17 protein-coding genes are annotated in these 16974 nt (G+C 54.6%); 13 read left to right on the top strand and 4 right to left on the bottom strand.

Going from position 1 to position 16974, the window contains the following annotated elements; genetic code table 11:
* Nucleotides 1-20 precede the first annotated feature (20 nt).
* The 3 genes from hslR to ACFX4U_RS19450 are packed head-to-tail and all read right to left on the bottom strand — an operon-like array spanning nt 21 to nt 3298.
* On the bottom strand, nt 21-422 hold the full coding sequence (gene hslR, locus ACFX4U_RS19460) for a ribosome-associated heat shock protein Hsp15 (protein WP_313510166.1): 402 nt from the start codon (nt 420-422) through the stop codon (nt 21-23).
* Nucleotides 422-1099 (bottom strand): GMP/IMP nucleotidase, encoded by a 678-nt coding sequence (yrfG, locus tag ACFX4U_RS19455; RefSeq protein ID WP_086872853.1) that lies wholly within the window; start codon nt 1097-1099, stop codon nt 422-424. Before yrfG ends, hslR begins: the two co-directional genes overlap by 1 nt.
* Before the next feature lie 60 nt (nt 1100-1159).
* A complete protein-coding gene (locus ACFX4U_RS19450) occupies nt 1160-3298 on the bottom strand; it encodes an intracellular growth attenuator family protein (protein ID WP_349350393.1) in 2139 nt (712 codons plus the stop codon).
* Between the two features lie 316 nt (nt 3299-3614).
* Here ACFX4U_RS19450 and nudE point away from each other — a divergent pair, with 316 nt between their 5' ends.
* The gene (nudE, locus tag ACFX4U_RS19445) at nt 3615-4175 is read left to right on the top strand and encodes an ADP compounds hydrolase NudE (RefSeq protein WP_017459845.1); all 561 of its coding nucleotides are present in this window, start codon (nt 3615-3617) and stop codon (nt 4173-4175) included.
* Nucleotides 4176-4253: 78 nt separating this feature from the next.
* On the opposite strand, the gene mrcA is transcribed toward nudE, so the two are convergent.
* On the bottom strand, nt 4254-6806 hold the full coding sequence (gene mrcA / locus ACFX4U_RS19440; protein WP_313511214.1) for a peptidoglycan glycosyltransferase/peptidoglycan DD-transpeptidase MrcA: 2553 nt from the start codon (nt 6804-6806) through the stop codon (nt 4254-4256).
* A 119-nt stretch (nt 6807-6925) separates the two neighbouring features.
* On the opposite strand from mrcA, the gene ACFX4U_RS19435 reads away from it, so the two are divergent.
* The 12 genes from ACFX4U_RS19435 (at nt 6926) to trpS (ending at nt 16939) form a co-directional block, all read left to right on the top strand.
* Nucleotides 6926-7711 carry a DNA utilization protein HofM gene (locus ACFX4U_RS19435; RefSeq protein ID WP_313511213.1) on the top strand — a complete coding sequence of 262 codons (786 nt, stop codon included), beginning with the start codon at nt 6926-6928 and terminating at the stop codon, nt 7709-7711.
* Nucleotides 7711-8247 carry a PilN domain-containing protein gene (locus ACFX4U_RS19430; RefSeq protein WP_313511212.1) on the top strand — a complete coding sequence of 179 codons (537 nt, stop codon included), beginning with the start codon at nt 7711-7713 and terminating at the stop codon, nt 8245-8247. The genes ACFX4U_RS19435 and ACFX4U_RS19430 overlap by 1 nt, the downstream gene beginning before the upstream one ends.
* Nucleotides 8231-8692, top strand: coding sequence for a hypothetical protein (locus ACFX4U_RS19425; RefSeq protein WP_313511211.1), 462 nt, complete (start codon nt 8231-8233; stop codon nt 8690-8692). The genes ACFX4U_RS19430 and ACFX4U_RS19425 overlap by 17 nt, the downstream gene beginning before the upstream one ends.
* The gene (locus tag ACFX4U_RS19420) at nt 8682-9029 is read left to right on the top strand and encodes a HofP DNA utilization family protein (RefSeq protein ID WP_313511210.1); all 348 of its coding nucleotides are present in this window, start codon (nt 8682-8684) and stop codon (nt 9027-9029) included. The genes ACFX4U_RS19425 and ACFX4U_RS19420 overlap by 11 nt, the downstream gene beginning before the upstream one ends.
* Complete coding sequence (hofQ, locus tag ACFX4U_RS19415; RefSeq protein ID WP_305734812.1) at nt 8995-10230, top strand: DNA uptake porin HofQ; 1236 nt, start codon at nt 8995-8997, stop codon at nt 10228-10230. The genes ACFX4U_RS19420 and hofQ overlap by 35 nt, the downstream gene beginning before the upstream one ends.
* Before the next feature lie 287 nt (nt 10231-10517).
* Nucleotides 10518-11039 carry a shikimate kinase AroK gene (aroK, locus tag ACFX4U_RS19410; RefSeq protein ID WP_017459852.1) on the top strand — a complete coding sequence of 174 codons (522 nt, stop codon included), beginning with the start codon at nt 10518-10520 and terminating at the stop codon, nt 11037-11039.
* Nucleotides 11040-11094: 55 nt separating this feature from the next.
* Nucleotides 11095-12183, top strand: coding sequence for a 3-dehydroquinate synthase (aroB, locus tag ACFX4U_RS19405; protein ID WP_017459853.1), 1089 nt, complete (start codon nt 11095-11097; stop codon nt 12181-12183).
* 88 nt (nt 12184-12271) lie between these two features.
* Nucleotides 12272-13573, top strand: a complete 1302-nt coding sequence (gene damX, locus ACFX4U_RS19400) for a cell division protein DamX (RefSeq protein ID WP_349350394.1) — start codon at nt 12272-12274, stop codon at nt 13571-13573.
* Nucleotides 13574-13640: 67 nt separating this feature from the next.
* Entirely contained in the window at nt 13641-14462 is an 822-nt protein-coding gene (gene dam / locus ACFX4U_RS19395) for an adenine-specific DNA-methyltransferase (RefSeq protein WP_017459855.1), read from the top strand.
* Nucleotides 14463-14513: 51 nt separating this feature from the next.
* Nucleotides 14514-15191: a ribulose-phosphate 3-epimerase gene (rpe, locus tag ACFX4U_RS19390; RefSeq protein ID WP_313509540.1), complete on the top strand. Its 678-nt coding sequence runs from the start codon at nt 14514-14516 to the stop codon at nt 15189-15191.
* A complete protein-coding gene (gene gph, locus ACFX4U_RS19385) occupies nt 15184-15942 on the top strand; it encodes a phosphoglycolate phosphatase (protein ID WP_017459857.1) in 759 nt (252 codons plus the stop codon). Before rpe ends, gph begins: the two co-directional genes overlap by 8 nt.
* Entirely contained in the window at nt 15935-16939 is a 1005-nt protein-coding gene (gene trpS, locus ACFX4U_RS19380) for a tryptophan--tRNA ligase (RefSeq protein WP_200551387.1), read from the top strand. Before gph ends, trpS begins: the two co-directional genes overlap by 8 nt.
* Nucleotides 16940-16974 lie beyond the last annotated feature (35 nt).

The following is a 16974-nucleotide window of genomic DNA, read 5'->3' as shown; positions in this document are numbered from 1 at the left end:
ATCTCTCTTGCGGGTGAGCGTTATTCGCTATCACCTAATTTAAATTTTATCAGATCGCGACGTTCTTTCTTATCCGGGCGGCGATCGGGGTGGGGCATGGTGAGCGCGTTAAGTCTGCGGGCCAGCGCCATTTTTTCGCGTTTCTCGATGCTTTCTGCCGTCTCTTCATACAGCTCGACAGCTTCATTTGCCGGACGGCGCTGCTCCGTAATGCCTTTAATGATGACGGTTCGCTCATCATTTCCCTGACGCAGCGTGAGCGTGGCGTTCAGCTCGACAATTTTACTCGGCTTGCTGCGCTGCCCGTTGTAATGCACTTTGCCGCCGTCAACCATTTCGCGGGCAAGGGCGCGGGTTTTATAAAAACGCGCGGCCCACAGCCACTTATCCAGACGAACTTCCTGCGCAGGCTGCTGTTTCATCACATCTCCTTGAGAAGTGAGGGGATCAAGCCGCGATAGTCATTAGTGCCCGGATGGCGCAGATAATGTTTCTCCGCAAGCCCCGAGTCCGGGTTGGTGACGCCCAGGCAATAGCGGATGCCAAATTTCGCCGCCGCATCAAGAATCGGTTCGCTGTCATCGATAAACAGCGTCCGTTCAGGATTGAGCCCGGTTTCATGCGCGACAGCCTGCCACAGGCGCTGATCCTCTTTCGGATAACCAAATGTATGGGTGGAAAGTAATAAATCAAGGTGCGACGCGAGACCCGTGTGCTCAAGTTTGACCGCCAGATTATGCGGATGCGCATTGGTCAGCAAAATGCGGCGTTTACCGCTTTTTTGTAGCGCATCCAGAAACGGCACCGTATCTTCACGCAGCACCGCGCGCGGCCCCTGCTGAGTGGTCATAGCGCAAATATCCAGGCCCAGGCGTTCGCTCCAGTAATCCAGACAGTACCAGTTTAGCGTATGCTGCACGGCGTGATATTCCTGGCGGAGAACGTTCTGCGCTTCTTCCGGCGTTAAGCCTTGTTTGACGCCAAAGGTTTCCGGCACCAGTTTTTGCCAGAAGAAGTTATCAAACGCGAGATCGAGAAGCGTGCCGTCCATATCCAGCAAAACGGTATCGACGTCCTGCCATGCGATATCAAGGTGCATTAAAAACTCCAGCCAGAGAAAACGTGCGCGACAGGTTAACACAGCTCGCACGACAGATCGTTAGCTGCTGAGGCTATCCTGGGTGGGCAGAAACTGGGGGTTCAGACAGCTTGCGTAATACTGCTGAATCTCTTCGATACGTGTGCGGTTGCGCTGGTAACGCCGCAGCGCCAGCACACCGTTGTAGAGGCTGCAAATCACCATCGCGACCAGCAGAAGTGTGGTTCCCACATAACGCCACAGGCCGCTTGCATCCGGCATGCGATGCAGGCTGATGTGTTTGGTGCCGTTGGCATCGGTATAGATATTGGTAATGATCCCTTCCGCGCGAAACGGCGTCTGCATCAGCATTTGCGCCAGCCGCTGGAATTCCTTCCATTGTTCCTGTGCCGGGTAGTCATACAGCGCAATCGGCGGCCAGGGTTGATCAACCAGCTCGCTGCCTTCTTCACTGCTAATCACAAAACCGCCCGGTGCCGGACTGTTAAGCGCCTGCGCGGCGCGGGTGGTTTCCCGCATAATGAACGGCGCGGTAGACGTGGTGACCAAATTATCCAGCGACTCGGCGCTTACCGGGCGCAGTAAGACGTTCACGCCGGTGAGTTTCCCGTCGCTGGCGCGTTTGGTCAGTGTCTCCCAGTCTTTACTGTTTCCGAGGTTGACTAGCGCGTTTTTCAACCGCAGACACTCATCCTGGCCAGCGCACAAATCCTGAGTTTTCAGTACGATATCGGCGAAGTCATCCAGCAGCACCATGCCGGACTTCTGAATGGCTGAGCGTAACACCGGGCTTACGCGGGAATCGTCTTCGGTAGTGGGATGAAGCTGGCGGCTGACCGCCTGAGCAAGCGCGGTGGCTTTGTTCACAATATCGGATTCTGGCAACGGCAAGGGCGGGGCGTTGTTCCAGATAATTTGCGAGCAGTCGAACGGCGTAAACGGCGACGTCTGCCGTGAGGTCCAGTTGTTTTGCATGTGGATATTACACATGCCGGTGCCGCTGATGCGTAGCGTGTCACCAATCCGCAACCCAGCGGCTTCCAGCTGATTCACGCTGCTGGCTTCAACGGTCTGCGCGCCTTTAATCCACGACACGGTAAATTTGATCGGCATATCCAGCGGCATCCAAATCAACAACATCGCCAGCACCACCAGCGAACCGACGGAAATGACGGCGCTGCGCACCCAGTGTTGTAACGGGAAATTTTTCACTTCATCGTGCAGGGAAAGAAAACGCCCCTGGCGCACAACGTGGCGATCAAGGTAGATATCAATATCGGTTTGCTGGCCCAAATCCTGTGTGACGAAGGGCTGCCAGTGACGCGGATAAATCAGGTCGATAATACCTAACGAGATATTATTCATTTGCTCCTGATTATTCTCACCGAACAGCCCCCAGCGCTTTGGTGTGCCACGCAGACAATGAATCTCCCGCAGTGTGTTTTTAGCCGGCGGCGCATATAAACCCCAGAGCCCTGCTGCAAGCAGCATCACGCCGCCGCCAGCCAGCCACGGGATAAAGACATCGGGCGAGGCCAGACAGAAGAAAAACAATAGAAACGAGACCGAGATCAGCAGTGCTTCGCGCATGCCGTCCGGGCGGCTTAATGCGTACTCCTCCGACGTTTCCCGGCGAATATTGAGCAGCTCAATTTGCTCACTCTCTTCGCCACGGATAGCGGACTGGCTCGACGATACGCGCTCAAGTTCGCCCCCGCGCTCTTCATGCATATATTCGTTGAGCGTGTGCCCATTGAGCGAGATAACCAGCGGCATGGAGTCGGTGCGGATCAGTTCAACATTGTTTTCGTCGGTAATGTACTGCTCCCAGGACGGGGGCAAATGGACTTCGACAGAATCAAGGTAGTAGCGCCATTTATTCGGGGCGTCAGTGGTGATGCCATAGCGGGTGATCGAGTGCGTGACATACAGCACCGTGTTGCTATGCGCGGTAAGATTGATGAAAACAGGGGCGGCAGTCGCGCCCGTCGGGGCGAGATTGTTTTGCGTACGAGAGAGCGCTTCCAGATAACGCTCCGCCATTTCACGTTCTTCAGGTGTTAATTTGCGGGTCGTCGCGCCGGTGAAAGCCTGTAAATACGGCAGTCGATACCGACGTTGCGACCTGAACCTGAAAATCCATCCGGCGAGGAATGCGCAGGCCAGCATAGCAGCGAAAAAAATCAAAATGGTGCTCATGCTTTCCCCATCTTACTTTTTCTAACAGGTGTAGTCAGTTGCACCCTTCCCGTAACAATCTAATGTGGTTGGCCTTTTAAGCAAGCAATTAACTTGAGTATTTTTAAGCGCATACCAATGTCAAAGAGAATAGCAAAACCACCCTAACGGGAATATCAGCAAATTCTTAGTTTTATTTCAAGCTATTGACTTTTGAGTCAAATTGGGAATTGATTTCGATGAGGTTACGGGAATGTAAATTAGCGGCAAAGTACATTGCCCAAACAGTGCGTAGTGTCGCACAATAACGAAAGTTTCTCTGCAAAGACCGATAATAATGAGCGAATCATTGCAAAAACCCACCATTCTTAACGTAGAAACGGTCGCGTCTTCACGACTTTTTAACGTCGAAAGTGTGGATCTGGAATTCAGTAACGGCGTGCGCCGTGTTTATGAACGTATGCGCCCCTCTACGCACGAAGCCGTGATGATTGTGCCAATTGTTGACGATCACCTGATCCTGATCCGCGAATATGCGGTTGGCACTGAATCCTACGAACTGGGATTTTCCAAGGGGCTTATCGATCCAGGTGAGAGTATATACGAAGCGGCGAACCGTGAACTAAAAGAAGAAGTCGGATTTGGCGCAAAAGAGCTTACTTTTCTGAAAAAACTCAGTATGGCGCCTTCTTACTTCTCCAGCAAAATGAACATTGTCGTGGCAGAAGATCTGTATCCGGAGTCGCTGCCGGGTGATGAGCCAGAGCCGTTACCGCAGGTACGCTGGCCGCTGAAGCACTTAATGGATCTGCTGGAAGATCCTGATTTTAACGAAGCCCGCAATGTCAGCGCGCTGTTTTTGGTTCGCGAATGGCTAAAAGGCCAGGGGCGGCTTTGAACGCACAAAATAATAAATGAAAAGGGCGCATTTGCGCCCTTTTTGCTGTCTGTCAGCCGGGACCAGCCCGGCGCAGAGTTAAAAGAGTTCGTGAGACTCGCCGTTATCCATTAACGTGGTGCCCACTTCATGGACGGCTTGCTGCGTTGGCTGCGTGCCTTCAATAAAGTATTCCTGGCGGCTGCTACCACCGTTCGCCAGTTGGCCGGTGCTGCGGTCGATATTCACCGTCACCACGCCTGGCGGCGGCGTTAATGGCTCTTCAGGAACCCCATCCAGCACGACTTTCATATACGCATCCCAGGCAGGTTGCGCGCTTTTCGCGCCGCCTTCGTAGCCGGAAATCTGATCTTTAATCGCGCCGGATGCGGTAGTACGCCCTAAATCCCTGCGATGATCGTCAAAGCCGATCCAAACGGAGGTCACCACACCTGGGCCATAGCCCGAGAACCAGGCATCTTTCGAACTGTTCGTGGTCCCGGTTTTACCGCCAATATCATTGCGTTTGAGATCACGACCTGCGCGCCAGCCTGTGCCCTGCCAGCCTGGCTCGCCAAAGATGTTACTGTTCAGCGCGCTTTTGATCAAAAACGACAGCGGGGTGCTGATAACATGTGGCGCGTACTCTTCGGCGCCGCTTCTTTGCACCAGCGCCTGGTTGGCTTGCTCAAGCTGTGGTTGCGGTACTGCCGCGTTCTGCTGCTCTTGTGAGGTGGCGACGTTTTCCATGTCTTTGTTTTCCAGCACGTTCGATTTCGGCGTATCGCCGTAAATCACCGGAATATCACAATCGGCACAGGCGACTTTCGGACGTACTTCAAACAGCACATTGCCCTGATCGTTTTCGATTTTGGTAATGAAATACGGATCGATCAGGAAACCACCGTTCGCCATCACCGAATAACCACGGGCGACCTGCATTGGCGTAAAGGAAGCAGAGCCCAGCGCCAGCGATTCGGTATGAACAATGTTTTGTGCCGGGAAGCCGAAACGCTGCAGATATTCCGCCGCGTAATCCACGCCCATTGCGCGCATTGCACGCACCATCACCACGTTTTTCGACTGCCCCAAACCCTGACGTAAACGAATCGGACCGGCATACTCATCCGGCGAGTTTTTCGGTCGCCAGTCGGAACCTGCGCCTGCATCCCAGCGGGAAATTGGTGCATCATTCAGAATGCTCGCCAGCGTCAGGCCTTTATCCATTGCCGCGGTGTAAAGGAACGGCTTGATGTTAGAACCTACCTGACGCAGCGCCTGTGTCGCGCGGTTAAACTTGCTTTGGTTGAAATCGAAGCCGCCAACCAGCGCCAATACGGCGCCGTTGCGCGGGTTGATAGAAACCAGCGCGGAGTTAACATCTGGCACCTGCGCCAGCCACCAGGCATCGTCCACCTGGCGAACCCAAATCTGCTGCCCGGCTTGCACCACGTCAGTAACTTTGCGCGGCGTTGCGCCTTGTTGCGTATCGGAACGATAAGGACGCGCCCAGCGCATACCTTCCATGCGCAAAGAAACCGAGGTGCCATCGGCCATCATCGCCGTCGCTTCTTGCGGATTGGCACTGGTCACCACTGCCGGCGAGAGCGGGCCGTAAGTCGGCAGCGTTTTCAGGGAGTCGGTGATTTTTTTACTGTCCCACGCCGCTTCGCCCACTTTCCACAACACATTCGACGGGCCGCGATAACCGTGGCGCATGTCGTAATCCATCACGTTATTACGCACGGCGGCCTGCGCGGCCTGCTGCACTTTACGGGTAATGGTGGTGTAAACGCGGTAGCCATCTTCGTAGGCTTTATCGCCATAGCGATTAACCAAATCCTGGCGCACCATTTCGGAAAGGTAAGGCGCGGAAAAAGCGATTTCCGGCGCGTGGTAATTAGCATCGATAGCTTCGCCGCGCGCTTGATCATACTGCTGCTCGGTGATGTAGCCTTCACTTTCCATACGCGCCAGCACAACGTTACGGCGCGCGGTGGCGCGGTCTAGCGAATAGAGCGGATTAAACGTAGACGGTGCCTTTGGCAGACCGGCAATCACCGCCATTTCACTTAACGTTAACTGATCGACCGTTTTCCCGAAGTAGACCTGCGCTGCGGCACCCACGCCGTACGCACGGTAACCGAGGTAGATCTTATTGAGATAAAGCTCAAGGATCTCATCTTTGCTCAGCAACTGTTCAATGCGGATCGCCAGGAACACCTCTTTAAGCTTACGCATCAGCGTGCGTTCCGGGCTTAAGAAAAAGTTACGTGCCAGTTGTTGGGTAATCGTACTTGCGCCCTGCGACGCGCGTCCGGAAAACATCGCCACGCTGGCGGCGCGGAAAATCCCCACCGGATCGACACCGTGATGTTCATAAAAACGGCTATCTTCCGTGGCGATAAACGCTTTAACCATTTCAGGCGGGATTTGATTCAGCGTCAGCGGAATACGGCGTTTTTCGCCATATTGCGCGATCAATTCGCCGTCAGCGCTATAGACCTGCATCGGAATTTGTAGCCGCACGTCTTTCAGCGTGGCGACGTCAGGTAGCTGTGGCTCAATATATTTGTACAGACCGTAAATCGAGCCTGCTCCCAGCAGAATGCAACATACTGCAAGGATGAATAAATACTTTACGAACTTCACTGGAGATTTCCCATTTAGAGTCATTTGGGCAGTTTATAAACAACCGCGCGGTAGTATAAAGGCAAGCCTGATGCATTGATATAGCGTCATCCAGCGAGACGATAAGGAGATCGGGATTTATGGCATTCAGGCACTGGCAAATTGGTTTGCATATTCAACAAGATGGCATCTTCATTGTCGCCCTTACCGCCGGGCGTCGCGGCCAGGCGCTGCGCCGTTGGTGGCACCTTCCGCTATCCCCTGGCGTCGTGGTGCAGGGGCGGATAAAAGCGCCAGACGAACTGCTCGATGCATTGCGTCCCTGGCGGCAAACCCTACCGCAACGCCATTGCGTACGCATGGCATTTCCCGCCGGGCAAACCCTGCAAAAAAAGCTTCCGCGACCGGCAATTACGCTGCGCGAACCAGCGTTAACAAGCTGGGTTTCGCAGGCAATGGCGCGTGAACTGGAGATGGCAGAAAACGATCTCTGCTTCGATTTCACCGAAGATGAGCCCGGCAAAGCGTACGGCGTTACTGCTGCGCAAAATAAAGATGTGGCGTCGCTGCTGGAGATAGCGCAGACATTATCTCTTCATCTTTCCTCTATTACGCCGGACGCCAGTGCGCTGCAGCCATTGTTACCCTGGCTTACGCCACCGGCTCGTTGCCTTGCCTGGTGTGATGAGCGCCAGTGGCTGTGGGCCACGAGAGAGAGTTGGGGGCGACGAGCGCGGGAAGAAGCCGAAAATGCCGCCCAGCTTGCCGCCGTGCTTGGGCTGCCCGCAGACGAAATCGCACAGTGTGGCGAGATGCCCGGTGGATTTGATTGCTGGAGCGCTGTCCTGTCGCGCCAACCGCCTTTACCCGATGCCGGAGAACGTTACGCGATAGCGCTGGGACTGGCTGTTGCCAGGGGATACTAATGCAGCCCGCCGTGAATTTTCTGCCATGGCGGCGTCAACAGCGGTTGCGCTGCATTCGTCTGTGGGGCGCGGTTTTTATCGCAACAGCGTTGGTGATTGTGCTGGGCGGCACATTATGGCGGGCACTTGCTGCGGTTGATCTGCGTCAGGCTACGCTGTGGCAGCAATCTGATGCCGCTTTACTCGCCGGGTTGCACGCCGCCGAGCAGCCGTTGCAGCTTCGCCGCCAGCGTTGGCAGCAGGAGCAGGCGCAGCGATTACGGCGTCAGCGTACCCAGGCGTGGCGACAGACGTTGCTCACCCTCGCGGAAAATCTGCCGCCCAACGCCTGGCTTACTGCTCTGCGCTGGCAGCAAAACCAGCTTGAAATCGCTGGCCTGGCCGGTTCCTTTCACGCATTAAGCGAGCTTGAGCAAGGGTTGCAGAAAACGACAGGATTTCAGTTGCAACCCGCAGGCACAGTAGAACGTGATGCGCAGGGGCGCTGGCAATTCCACTACCAACTGAACCGGGAGCGTGATGATGCTCAACCCTGATGTTTGGTTTGCTTTGTCATTACGAACGCGCGTGCTTTGTTGGCTACTCAGTTCACTTTGCGCACTGGCACTTTTATGGTGGCTGGCGATATCTCCGGTCAAAGAGACGCAGATGCGGCTGGTTGCTCAACAACCGCAACAACGCACAAAGCTACGTGCGCAGTGGCAAAAGTTACACGCGCTGGTGCCGCCGTCAGAAACAGTGGCCTTGCCGGAGCTTAAGGCATTTAGCCCCCTCGATTTTCAGGCACAGGGGCGCCAGCTTGCCCGCTGGCAGCCTGTTCAGGGGGGCGGAGAATTAGTGCTTGAGACCGGCTGGAAAGGTGTAGTCGAGACGTTTTCGCTGCTAACAGAGCGCGGCATGCAGGTTCCTGCGTTTTCATTAATGGTCAGTGAAGGCGCGTTGAATTTTACGCTGCGAGTGGAGCAAGACAATGCGAATTAGACGTTTGTTACTGGTCGCGCTGCTCCCCCTGTTTCTGTGCGGCATGCGCGATCCTTTTCAACCACCGCCAGATAGATGTCAAACCGCGCAACTTGGCAACTGGCATTTTCACGGCGCAGTGGCTGGCGAGCAACCGATAGGGATCGTGCGTGATGATACCGGGCGCTGGTATCGCCTTATTACCGGCGAAACACTGCCCACCGGATGGCGCATTGTCGCTATCCACCAGGATGAAATGCTGATTGAGATTGGCGAAGAGTGCACTCCAGCGCAATGGCGCTGGCAACGAGAAGGAACTCAACATGCGAAAATGGATAGCGAGCGCGATGCTCTTTAGCCTGCCACTTGCTGGCGCACAGACATCACGTGTCGTCACAATGACCGTCGACGACGTACCTGTCACGCAGGTATTGCAGGCGCTGGTTGCGCTGGAGAAGCAGAACATAGTGATTTCACCTGAGGTCAGCGGCACGGTGTCGCTGAACCTCAAAGATGTTCCCTGGCAGCAGGCGCTCCAAACCATTGCCGCCAGTGCCGGATTAACGTTACACCAGCAGGGCAACATCTGGCAGGTCCATACGGCGGCATGGCGGCAGCAAAAGCAGGCGGAGCAGGAGGCTGCTCAGCGCCAGCGCAAGCAGAACATACCCTTGCAAACACGCAGTTTTGTGTTGCGCTATGCCGACGCGGTAGAGCTGGCAAAAGCCGGAGAAAAACTGCTCAGCCCACAAGGGGCGATGACGGTTGATGTGCGGCTTAACCGGTTACTGGTGCGTGACAATAAAGAAGGGCTCGCCGCACTGGAAAAATGGGTCACGCAGATGGATCTACCGGTCGAGCAGGTAGAGCTGGCGGCTTATATCGTCACCATCAATGAAAAAAGCCTGCGCGAGTTGGGGGTGAAATGGGGACTGGCGCAGGATAAACCTGCGGCGCGTGGGCAACTTAGCGGTATTTCTGCCGATCTCTCAGTTCAGGATGCCAGTACGCGCGTCAGCTTTAATATCGGCAGTATCAACGCCCAACTGCTGGAGCTGGAATTGTCAGCGCTTGAGCAAAAACAGCAACTTGAAATTATCGCCAGCCCGCGCCTGTTGGCTTCTCACCGCCAGCCAGCGAGTATCAAGCAAGGGAGCGAAATACCTTATCAGGTTGCCAGCGGCGATAGCGGTAGCACGGCTGTGGAATTTAAAGAAGCGGTGCTGGGAATGGAAGTCACGCCGACGGTGCTGCCCGATAATCGTGTCCGGCTGAAGTTGCGCATTAGCCAAAATATGCCGGGCCAGGTGCTACAGCAGGCAGGGGGTGAGGCGATGGCGATTGACAAGCAGGAGATTGAAACGCAGGTAGAAGTAAAAAGCGGCGATACGCTGGCGCTGGGCGGCATCTTTTCACAAAAAAATTCTGCCGACAGTGCGCAGGTTCCGGGTTTAGGCTCGATTCCAGGCATCGGCAGGTTATTTCGCCAGGACGCGAAAGATAATGAGCGGCGCGAGCTGGTGGTGTTTATTACGCCCAGGTTGGCGGCGGTACATTAAATCTGCCGTAACTCCCCCTTTTTCAATGGAACTTGGTTCATGTGTTTGACGTGAGACATGATTTAGCTTACAAGGAGTACCGATTTGAGCGTCAGTGGTCTCCGTCGAACAATGAGCAGCATGAAGGATTGCGTGTTTATTCAGTTGCCAAACAAGCCGGAGTACTGAGATAATTTTCGATCTGACTCTCGCACTATCGCATATGAGGTTTCAGTTCATGTCCTGCTACGCCGAGTCTTTGCGAAGCGGGTTTATCATCAACGAATAGTCTTAGTAGTACCGAAAAAATGGCAGAGAAACGCAATATCTTTCTGGTTGGGCCTATGGGTGCCGGCAAAAGCACTATTGGGCGTCAGTTAGCTCAACAACTCAATATGGAATTTTACGATTCTGATCAAGAGATTGAGAAACGAACCGGAGCTGATGTGGGCTGGGTCTTCGATGTTGAAGGTGAAGAAGGCTTCCGCGATCGCGAAGAAAAAATCATCAATGAGCTGACGGAAAAACAGGGCATCGTACTGGCGACCGGCGGTGGCTCTGTGAAGTCTCGCGAGACCCGTAATCGTCTCTCCGCCCGTGGCGTAGTGGTTTATCTGGAAACCACTATCGAAAAGCAATTAGCTCGCACTCAACGTGACAAAAAACGCCCGCTTCTGCAGGTAGATACGCCGCCGCGCGAAGTGTTGGAAGCGTTGGCCGACGAACGTAATCCGTTGTATGAAGAGATTGCCGACGTGACCATTCGCACTGACGATCAGAGTGCTAAAGTGGTGGCAAACCAGATTATTCATATGCTGGAAAGCAACTAATTCTGGCTTAATTCACACGCCTGCGGGTTTAAGCAACTAAGGTGGATGTCGCGTCATGGAGAGGATCACAGTCACTCTCGGGGAACGTAGTTACCCTATCACCATCGCGGCTGGTTTGTTTAACGATCCAGCTTCCTTCTCGCCTCTGAAGTCTGGTGATCAGGTTATGCTGGTTACCAATGAAACACTGGCTCCGCTCTATCTTGATAAAGTCCGCCATGTTCTTGAACAGGCTGGCGTGAAAGTGGATAGCGTGATTCTGCCGGATGGCGAGCAGTACAAAAGCCTTGCGGTGATGGACACAGTCTTCACCGCGCTGTTGCAAAAGCCCCATGGCCGCGATACCACACTGGTCGCGCTGGGCGGTGGAGTGGTGGGTGATTTGACCGGCTTCGCGGCAGCCAGCTATCAGCGCGGCGTGCGCTTTATTCAAGTGCCGACCACGCTCCTTTCTCAGGTTGATTCCTCTGTTGGCGGCAAAACAGCGGTGAACCATCCCCTCGGCAAAAACATGATCGGTGCGTTTTATCAGCCTGCATCGGTGGTTGTCGACCTTGATTGTCTGGCTACGCTTCCTGCCCGCGAATTGTCCTCCGGCCTCGCGGAAGTGATCAAATACGGCATTATTCTCGACGGCGAGTTCTTTACCTGGCTGGAACAGAATATGGATGCGTTGCTGCGCCTTGATGGTCCGGCGATGGCGTACTGTATTCGCCGTTGTTGTGAGCTTAAAGCAGAAGTTGTTGCCGCTGATGAGCGGGAAACAGGCTTACGTGCTTTACTGAATCTGGGGCATACCTTCGGCCATGCTATTGAAGCGGAAATGGGCTACGGGAACTGGTTGCACGGTGAAGCTGTCGCGGCAGGTATGGTGATGGCGGCGCATGCATCGGAGCGTCTAGGTCAGTTCAGTAAAGCGGACACGCAGCGTATAAAGGCGCTGCTGAAACGCGCAGGTTTGCCGGTACAAGGCCCGCAGGAGATGTCCGCGCAGGCTTATTTACCGCACATGATGCGCGATAAAAAAGTGTTGGCGGGAGAGATGCGTTTAGTGCTTCCGTTGGCAATAGGGAAGAGTGAAGTTCGCGGCGGAGTGTCGCACGACGTAGTACTTGGCGCTATTGCTGATTGCCAGCAGGCGTAACTATTAGAAAGGTCTGGTCACGCACCGCGTGGCGTTTAACTTCGGGCGAGATGCATGATGTGGCATACGCCTTTGTGTGGGGTGTTAAATGGATGAATTCAAACCAGAAGACGAGCTGAAACCCGATCCCAGCGATCGTCGTACTGGTCGTTCTCGCCAATCTTCCGAGCGTGTCGATGAACCGCAGATCAACTTTGATGATGTTGATGTCGATGCGGATGACCGCCGCCCTTCTCGCAGCCGCCGGGCGCGTGATGAGCGTGAAGAAGAGAGCTATGAAGAAGATGAAGAAGCGTTTGACGAGGAGCGCGAAGAGCGCCGTCCGCGTAAACGTAAGAAAGCGGCAGCCGCGAAACCCGCTTCCCGTCAGTATGTGATGATGGGCGTCGGCATTCTGGTTCTGCTTCTGTTAATCATCGGCATCGGTTCCGCGCTGAAATCCCCCGCACCGACAACGAGCACTGAACAAAACGCACCGGCGGAGAAAAGCATCGATCTCTCTGCAGGCAATAACAATGCCAGCAATACCGGTGCCGCAGATCAGGCAAATGGCGCACAGCCAGCACCTGCTCAGCAACCTACTTCAGGCAATGCGCCTGCGCAGCAGGATGTCTCGCTGCCGCCAATTTCTTCTACGCCATCACAAGCTGAAACTCCTGCCGCGCCTGCGGGTCAGCAACGTGTTGAAGTGCAGGGCGATCTGAACAACGCGCTGACTCAGCCACAAAACCAGTCTCAGTTGGATAATGCGGTGAATTCGACGTTGCCAACCGAGCCTGCAACAGTTGCGCCGGTACGTAACGGCAACGGCGCTGCTGCGCGTCAGCAACAATCTGCTACGGCTGAAAGCCATACCGCTGCGCCGCGTACCGAACGCAAACAGATGGTGATCGAGCCGAAGGCGGTGGCTAAAGAGTCCGTGTCGAAAGCAGAACCGAAAGCCGAATCCAAAGCTGTCGCTCAGCCGCCGAAACGCACTGAAACCGCCTCTACCGCGCCGGTAAAAGCGCCTGCGGTAACGCCGTCACCTGTGCAAACACAGCCTAAAGCCGTGACTGCACCAGCAGCCAGCGCCGCGCCTGCGGCAAGCACTGCTGCCGCTACCGGAAATGTTGGCGCGTTAAAGTCTGCGCCGGGTAACCACTACACATTGCAGTTGAGCAGTTCCTCGAACTCCAACAACCTCAATGCGTGGGCGAAGAAAGAGAATCTGAAAAACTTCGTGGTATACCAGACAACACGTAACGGCCAGCCGTGGTACGTGCTGGTGAGCGGTGTGTACGCATCTAAAGACGATGCGAAACGCGCTGTTGCGGCGTTGCCGGCAGACGTACAGGCGAAAAACCCCTGGGCCAAACCGATACATCAGGTTCAGGCCGATCTGAAGTAATGTATAAAGCGCAGGATGCTGTCGGAGCTTTCTCCACAGCCGGAGAGAGTGTAAGTAATCAGTCAGCATGAAAAAGAATCGCGCTTTTTTGAAATGGGCAGGGGGGAAATACCCCCTGCTGGACGATATCGGAAGGCATCTGCCGCAGGGTGAATGCCTTATCGAGCCGTTCGTCGGCGCGGGTTCGGTGTTTCTCAACACGTCGTTCTCCCGCTATATCCTCGCTGATATCAACAGCGATTTGATTAGCCTCTATAACATCGTTAAAGACCAGCCTGACGAGTATGTGCGCCAGGCACGGGCGCTGTTCGCGCCTGAGACGAATCAGTCTGTGGTTTATTACCAGCTGCGCGAAGAGTTTAACCAGTGCCAGGAGCCCTTCCGGCGCGCGCTGCTGTTTTTATACCTCAATCGCCATGGCTACAACGGTCTGTGCCGCTATAATTTGCGCGGTGAATTCAACGTACCGTTCGGGCGTTATAAGAAACCCTATTTCCCGGAAGCGGAGTTGTACCACTTCGCCGAAAAAGCGCAGAATGCCTTTTTTTACTGTGAATCTTACGCAGATAGCATGGCGCGCGCTGACGAGAACTCCGTGGTTTACTGCGATCCGCCTTACGCCCCGCTGTCGGCGACGGCCAATTTTACGGCGTATCACACCAACAGTTTCAGTCTTGAGCAGCAGGCGCATTTGGCGGCGATTGCCGAAAGCCTGGTGCAAAACCGGATCCCGGTATTGATTTCCAACCACGACACGCTGTTAACGCGTGAGTGGTACAGTCAGGCAAAATTGCACGTGGTAAAAGTGCGGCGCAGTATCAGCAGTAACGGTGGTACACGTAAAAAGGTGGATGAGCTGCTGGCACTCTATCGCCCGGCTCCGCGATAATTCGCATTCACCGCGCTGCCTGCCGAACCCTACTTTCTCAAGGAGATGCGGATGAAACAGTATTTGATTGCCCCCTCGATTCTGTCGGCTGATTTTGCTCGCCTGGGCGAAGATACCGCCGCCGTACTGGCTGCGGGTGGTGATGTGGTGCATTTCGACGTGATGGATAACCATTACGTGCCGAATTTGACCATTGGCCCGATGGTGCTCAAAGCGCTGCGCAATTATGGCATCACCGCGCCTATTGATGTTCACCTGATGGTGAAGCCGGTTGATCGGCTGATCCCGGACTTCGCGGCCGCTGGCGCAAGCATTATCACCTTTCATCCCGAAGCGTCCGAACACGTCGATCGCTCCCTGCAGCTCATCAAAGAGCACGGTTGTAAAGCGGGGCTGGTGTTTAACCCGGCAACACCGCTCAGCTACCTGGATCATGTGATGGATAAACTGGACGTGATCCTGCTGATGTCGGTAAACCCCGGTTTTGGCGGCCAGTCTTTTATTCCACACACGCTGGATAAGCTGCGTGAAGTGCGTCGCCGCATTGATGCCTCAGGCTTTGATATCCGTCTCGAAGTCGACGGCGGTGTGAAGGTGAGCAACATCGGCGACATCGCCGCCGCGGGCGCAGATATGTTTGTCGCGGGTTCGGCGATTTTCGATAAACCCGATTACAAACAAGTTATTGATGCAATGCGTAGCGAACTGGCAAAGGTAAGTCATGAATAAAATGCAGTCGATTCAGGGTATTGCTTTTGATCTCGACGGTACGCTGGTGGATAGCGCGCCGGGTTTGACCGCCGCGGTGGACAGCGCGCTGTATGCCCTTGAGTTACCGCAGGCGGGTGAAGCGCGTGTGGTGACCTGGATTGGTAACGGCGCAGATGTGCTGATGGAGCGGGCGTTTAACTGGGCTCGCCAGGAACGCAGCAGCCAGCGCGCGGCGCAAGGCAAGCCGGACGTAGGTAACGATATTCCGCAAGAAGAGCAGATACGCATGCTGCGTAAGCTGTTCAACCGTTATTACGAAGAGACCGTGGAAGAGGGCAGTTTTCTGTTTCCGGACGTGGCGCAAACGCTGGCGGCTCTGCATGCCAAAGGCTTGCCACTGGCGCTGGTGACCAATAAGCCGACGCCGTTCGTGGCACCGCTGCTGGAGGCGCTGGGCATTGCGCAATACTTCACGTTTGTGGTCGGCGGCGATGATGTGGTGAACAAAAAGCCGCACCCGGAACCGTTGCTTCTGGTGTGCAAAAAGCTCAATATTCAACCTCATGAGTTACTCTTCGTTGGTGATTCGCGTAATGACATCCTGGCCGCTAAGGCGGCAGGTAGCGCTTCTGTTGGTCTGACTTACGGGTATAACTACGGCGAAGCGATTACCGCCAGCGAGCCGGATTACGTGTTCGATCACTTCAAAGATTTACTGCCCGCACTCGGGCTTTCGCACAGTGAAAATCAGGAAATGAAAAATGACTAAGCCCATCGTCTTTAGTGGCGCACAGCCCTCAGGTGAATTAACCATTGGCAACTATATGGGTGCGCTTCGTCAGTGGGTGAACATGCAGGACGACTATCACTGTATCTACTGCATCGTTGACCAGCACGCGATTACCGTGCGCCAGGATCCGCAAGCGCTGCGTAAGGCGACGCTGGATACGCTGGCACTTTATCTGGCGTGCGGCATCGATCCGCAAAAAAGCACCATCTTCGTTCAGTCCCATGTGCCGGAACATGCGCAGCTCGGCTGGGCGCTGAACTGCTACACCTATTTCGGTGAACTGAGCCGCATGACTCAGTTCAAAGACAAATCCGCACGCTATGCGGAAAACATCAACGCCGGTCTGTTTGATTACCCGGTGCTGATGGCGGCGGACATTCTGCTGTACCAAACCAATCAGGTACCGGTGGGTGAAGATCAGAAACAGCATCTGGAACTGAGCCGCGATATTGCCCAGCGTTTCAACGCGATTTATGGCGATATCTTTAAAGTGCCTGAGCCATTCATTCCTAAATCCGGCGCGCGCGTGATGTCGCTGCTGGAGCCGACCAAGAAGATGTCCAAATCGGATGATAACCGCAACAACGTTATCGGCCTGCTGGAAGATCCGAAATCGGTGGTGAAGAAAATCAAACGTGCGGTGACCGATTCCGACGAGCCGCCAGTGGTTCGTTACGACATCGCCAACAAAGCGGGCGTTTCCAACCTGCTGGATATTCTCTCTGCCGTGACTGGTCAGGGCATTGCGGAGCTGGAACAGCACTTTGAAGGCAAAATGTACGGTCATTTGAAAGGGGAAGTGGCGGATGCCGTTTCCGGCATGCTGACCGAGCTGCAAGAGCGTTATCATCGCTATCGCAATGACGAAGCTTTCCTGCAACAGGTGATGAAAGACGGCGCGGAAAAAGCCAGCGCGCGGGCATCGGAAACCCTGAAGAAAGTCTACGAAGCGATTGGTTTCGTTGCTAAACCGTAATTGATGACAGAATAAAAAAGGGCGGGTTCTACCTG

This window comes from Kosakonia sp. YIM B13588 (genome assembly GCF_042788165.1).
GTDB lineage: Bacteria > Pseudomonadota > Gammaproteobacteria > Enterobacterales > Enterobacteriaceae > Kosakonia > Kosakonia sacchari.
The sequence above is the reverse complement of the archived record's forward strand: the minus strand, read 5'-3'. Positions and strand labels throughout refer to the sequence as shown.

Excerpts from the sequence above, each read along its gene's own strand:
- hslR (WP_313510166.1), bottom strand. The coding sequence starts at position 422 with ATGAAACAGCAGCCTGCGCAGGAAGTTCGTCTGGATAAGTGGCTGTGG.
- yrfG (WP_086872853.1), bottom strand. The coding sequence starts at position 1,099 with ATGCACCTTGATATCGCATGGCAGGACGTCGATACCGTTTTGCTGGAT.
- ACFX4U_RS19450 (WP_349350393.1), bottom strand. The coding sequence starts at position 3,298 with ATGAGCACCATTTTGATTTTTTTCGCTGCTATGCTGGCCTGCGCATTC.
- nudE (WP_017459845.1), top strand. The coding sequence starts at position 3,615 with ATGAGCGAATCATTGCAAAAACCCACCATTCTTAACGTAGAAACGGTC.
- ACFX4U_RS19435 (WP_313511213.1), top strand. The coding sequence starts at position 6,926 with ATGGCATTCAGGCACTGGCAAATTGGTTTGCATATTCAACAAGATGGC.
- ACFX4U_RS19430 (WP_313511212.1), top strand. The coding sequence starts at position 7,711 with ATGCAGCCCGCCGTGAATTTTCTGCCATGGCGGCGTCAACAGCGGTTG.
- ACFX4U_RS19425 (WP_313511211.1), top strand. The coding sequence starts at position 8,231 with ATGATGCTCAACCCTGATGTTTGGTTTGCTTTGTCATTACGAACGCGC.
- ACFX4U_RS19420 (WP_313511210.1), top strand. The coding sequence starts at position 8,682 with ATGCGAATTAGACGTTTGTTACTGGTCGCGCTGCTCCCCCTGTTTCTG.
- hofQ (WP_305734812.1), top strand. The coding sequence starts at position 8,995 with ATGCGAAAATGGATAGCGAGCGCGATGCTCTTTAGCCTGCCACTTGCT.
- aroK (WP_017459852.1), top strand. The coding sequence starts at position 10,518 with ATGGCAGAGAAACGCAATATCTTTCTGGTTGGGCCTATGGGTGCCGGC.
- aroB (WP_017459853.1), top strand. The coding sequence starts at position 11,095 with ATGGAGAGGATCACAGTCACTCTCGGGGAACGTAGTTACCCTATCACC.
- damX (WP_349350394.1), top strand. The coding sequence starts at position 12,272 with ATGGATGAATTCAAACCAGAAGACGAGCTGAAACCCGATCCCAGCGAT.
- dam (WP_017459855.1), top strand. The coding sequence starts at position 13,641 with ATGAAAAAGAATCGCGCTTTTTTGAAATGGGCAGGGGGGAAATACCCC.
- rpe (WP_313509540.1), top strand. The coding sequence starts at position 14,514 with ATGAAACAGTATTTGATTGCCCCCTCGATTCTGTCGGCTGATTTTGCT.
- gph (WP_017459857.1), top strand. The coding sequence starts at position 15,184 with ATGAATAAAATGCAGTCGATTCAGGGTATTGCTTTTGATCTCGACGGT.
- trpS (WP_200551387.1), top strand. The coding sequence starts at position 15,935 with ATGACTAAGCCCATCGTCTTTAGTGGCGCACAGCCCTCAGGTGAATTA.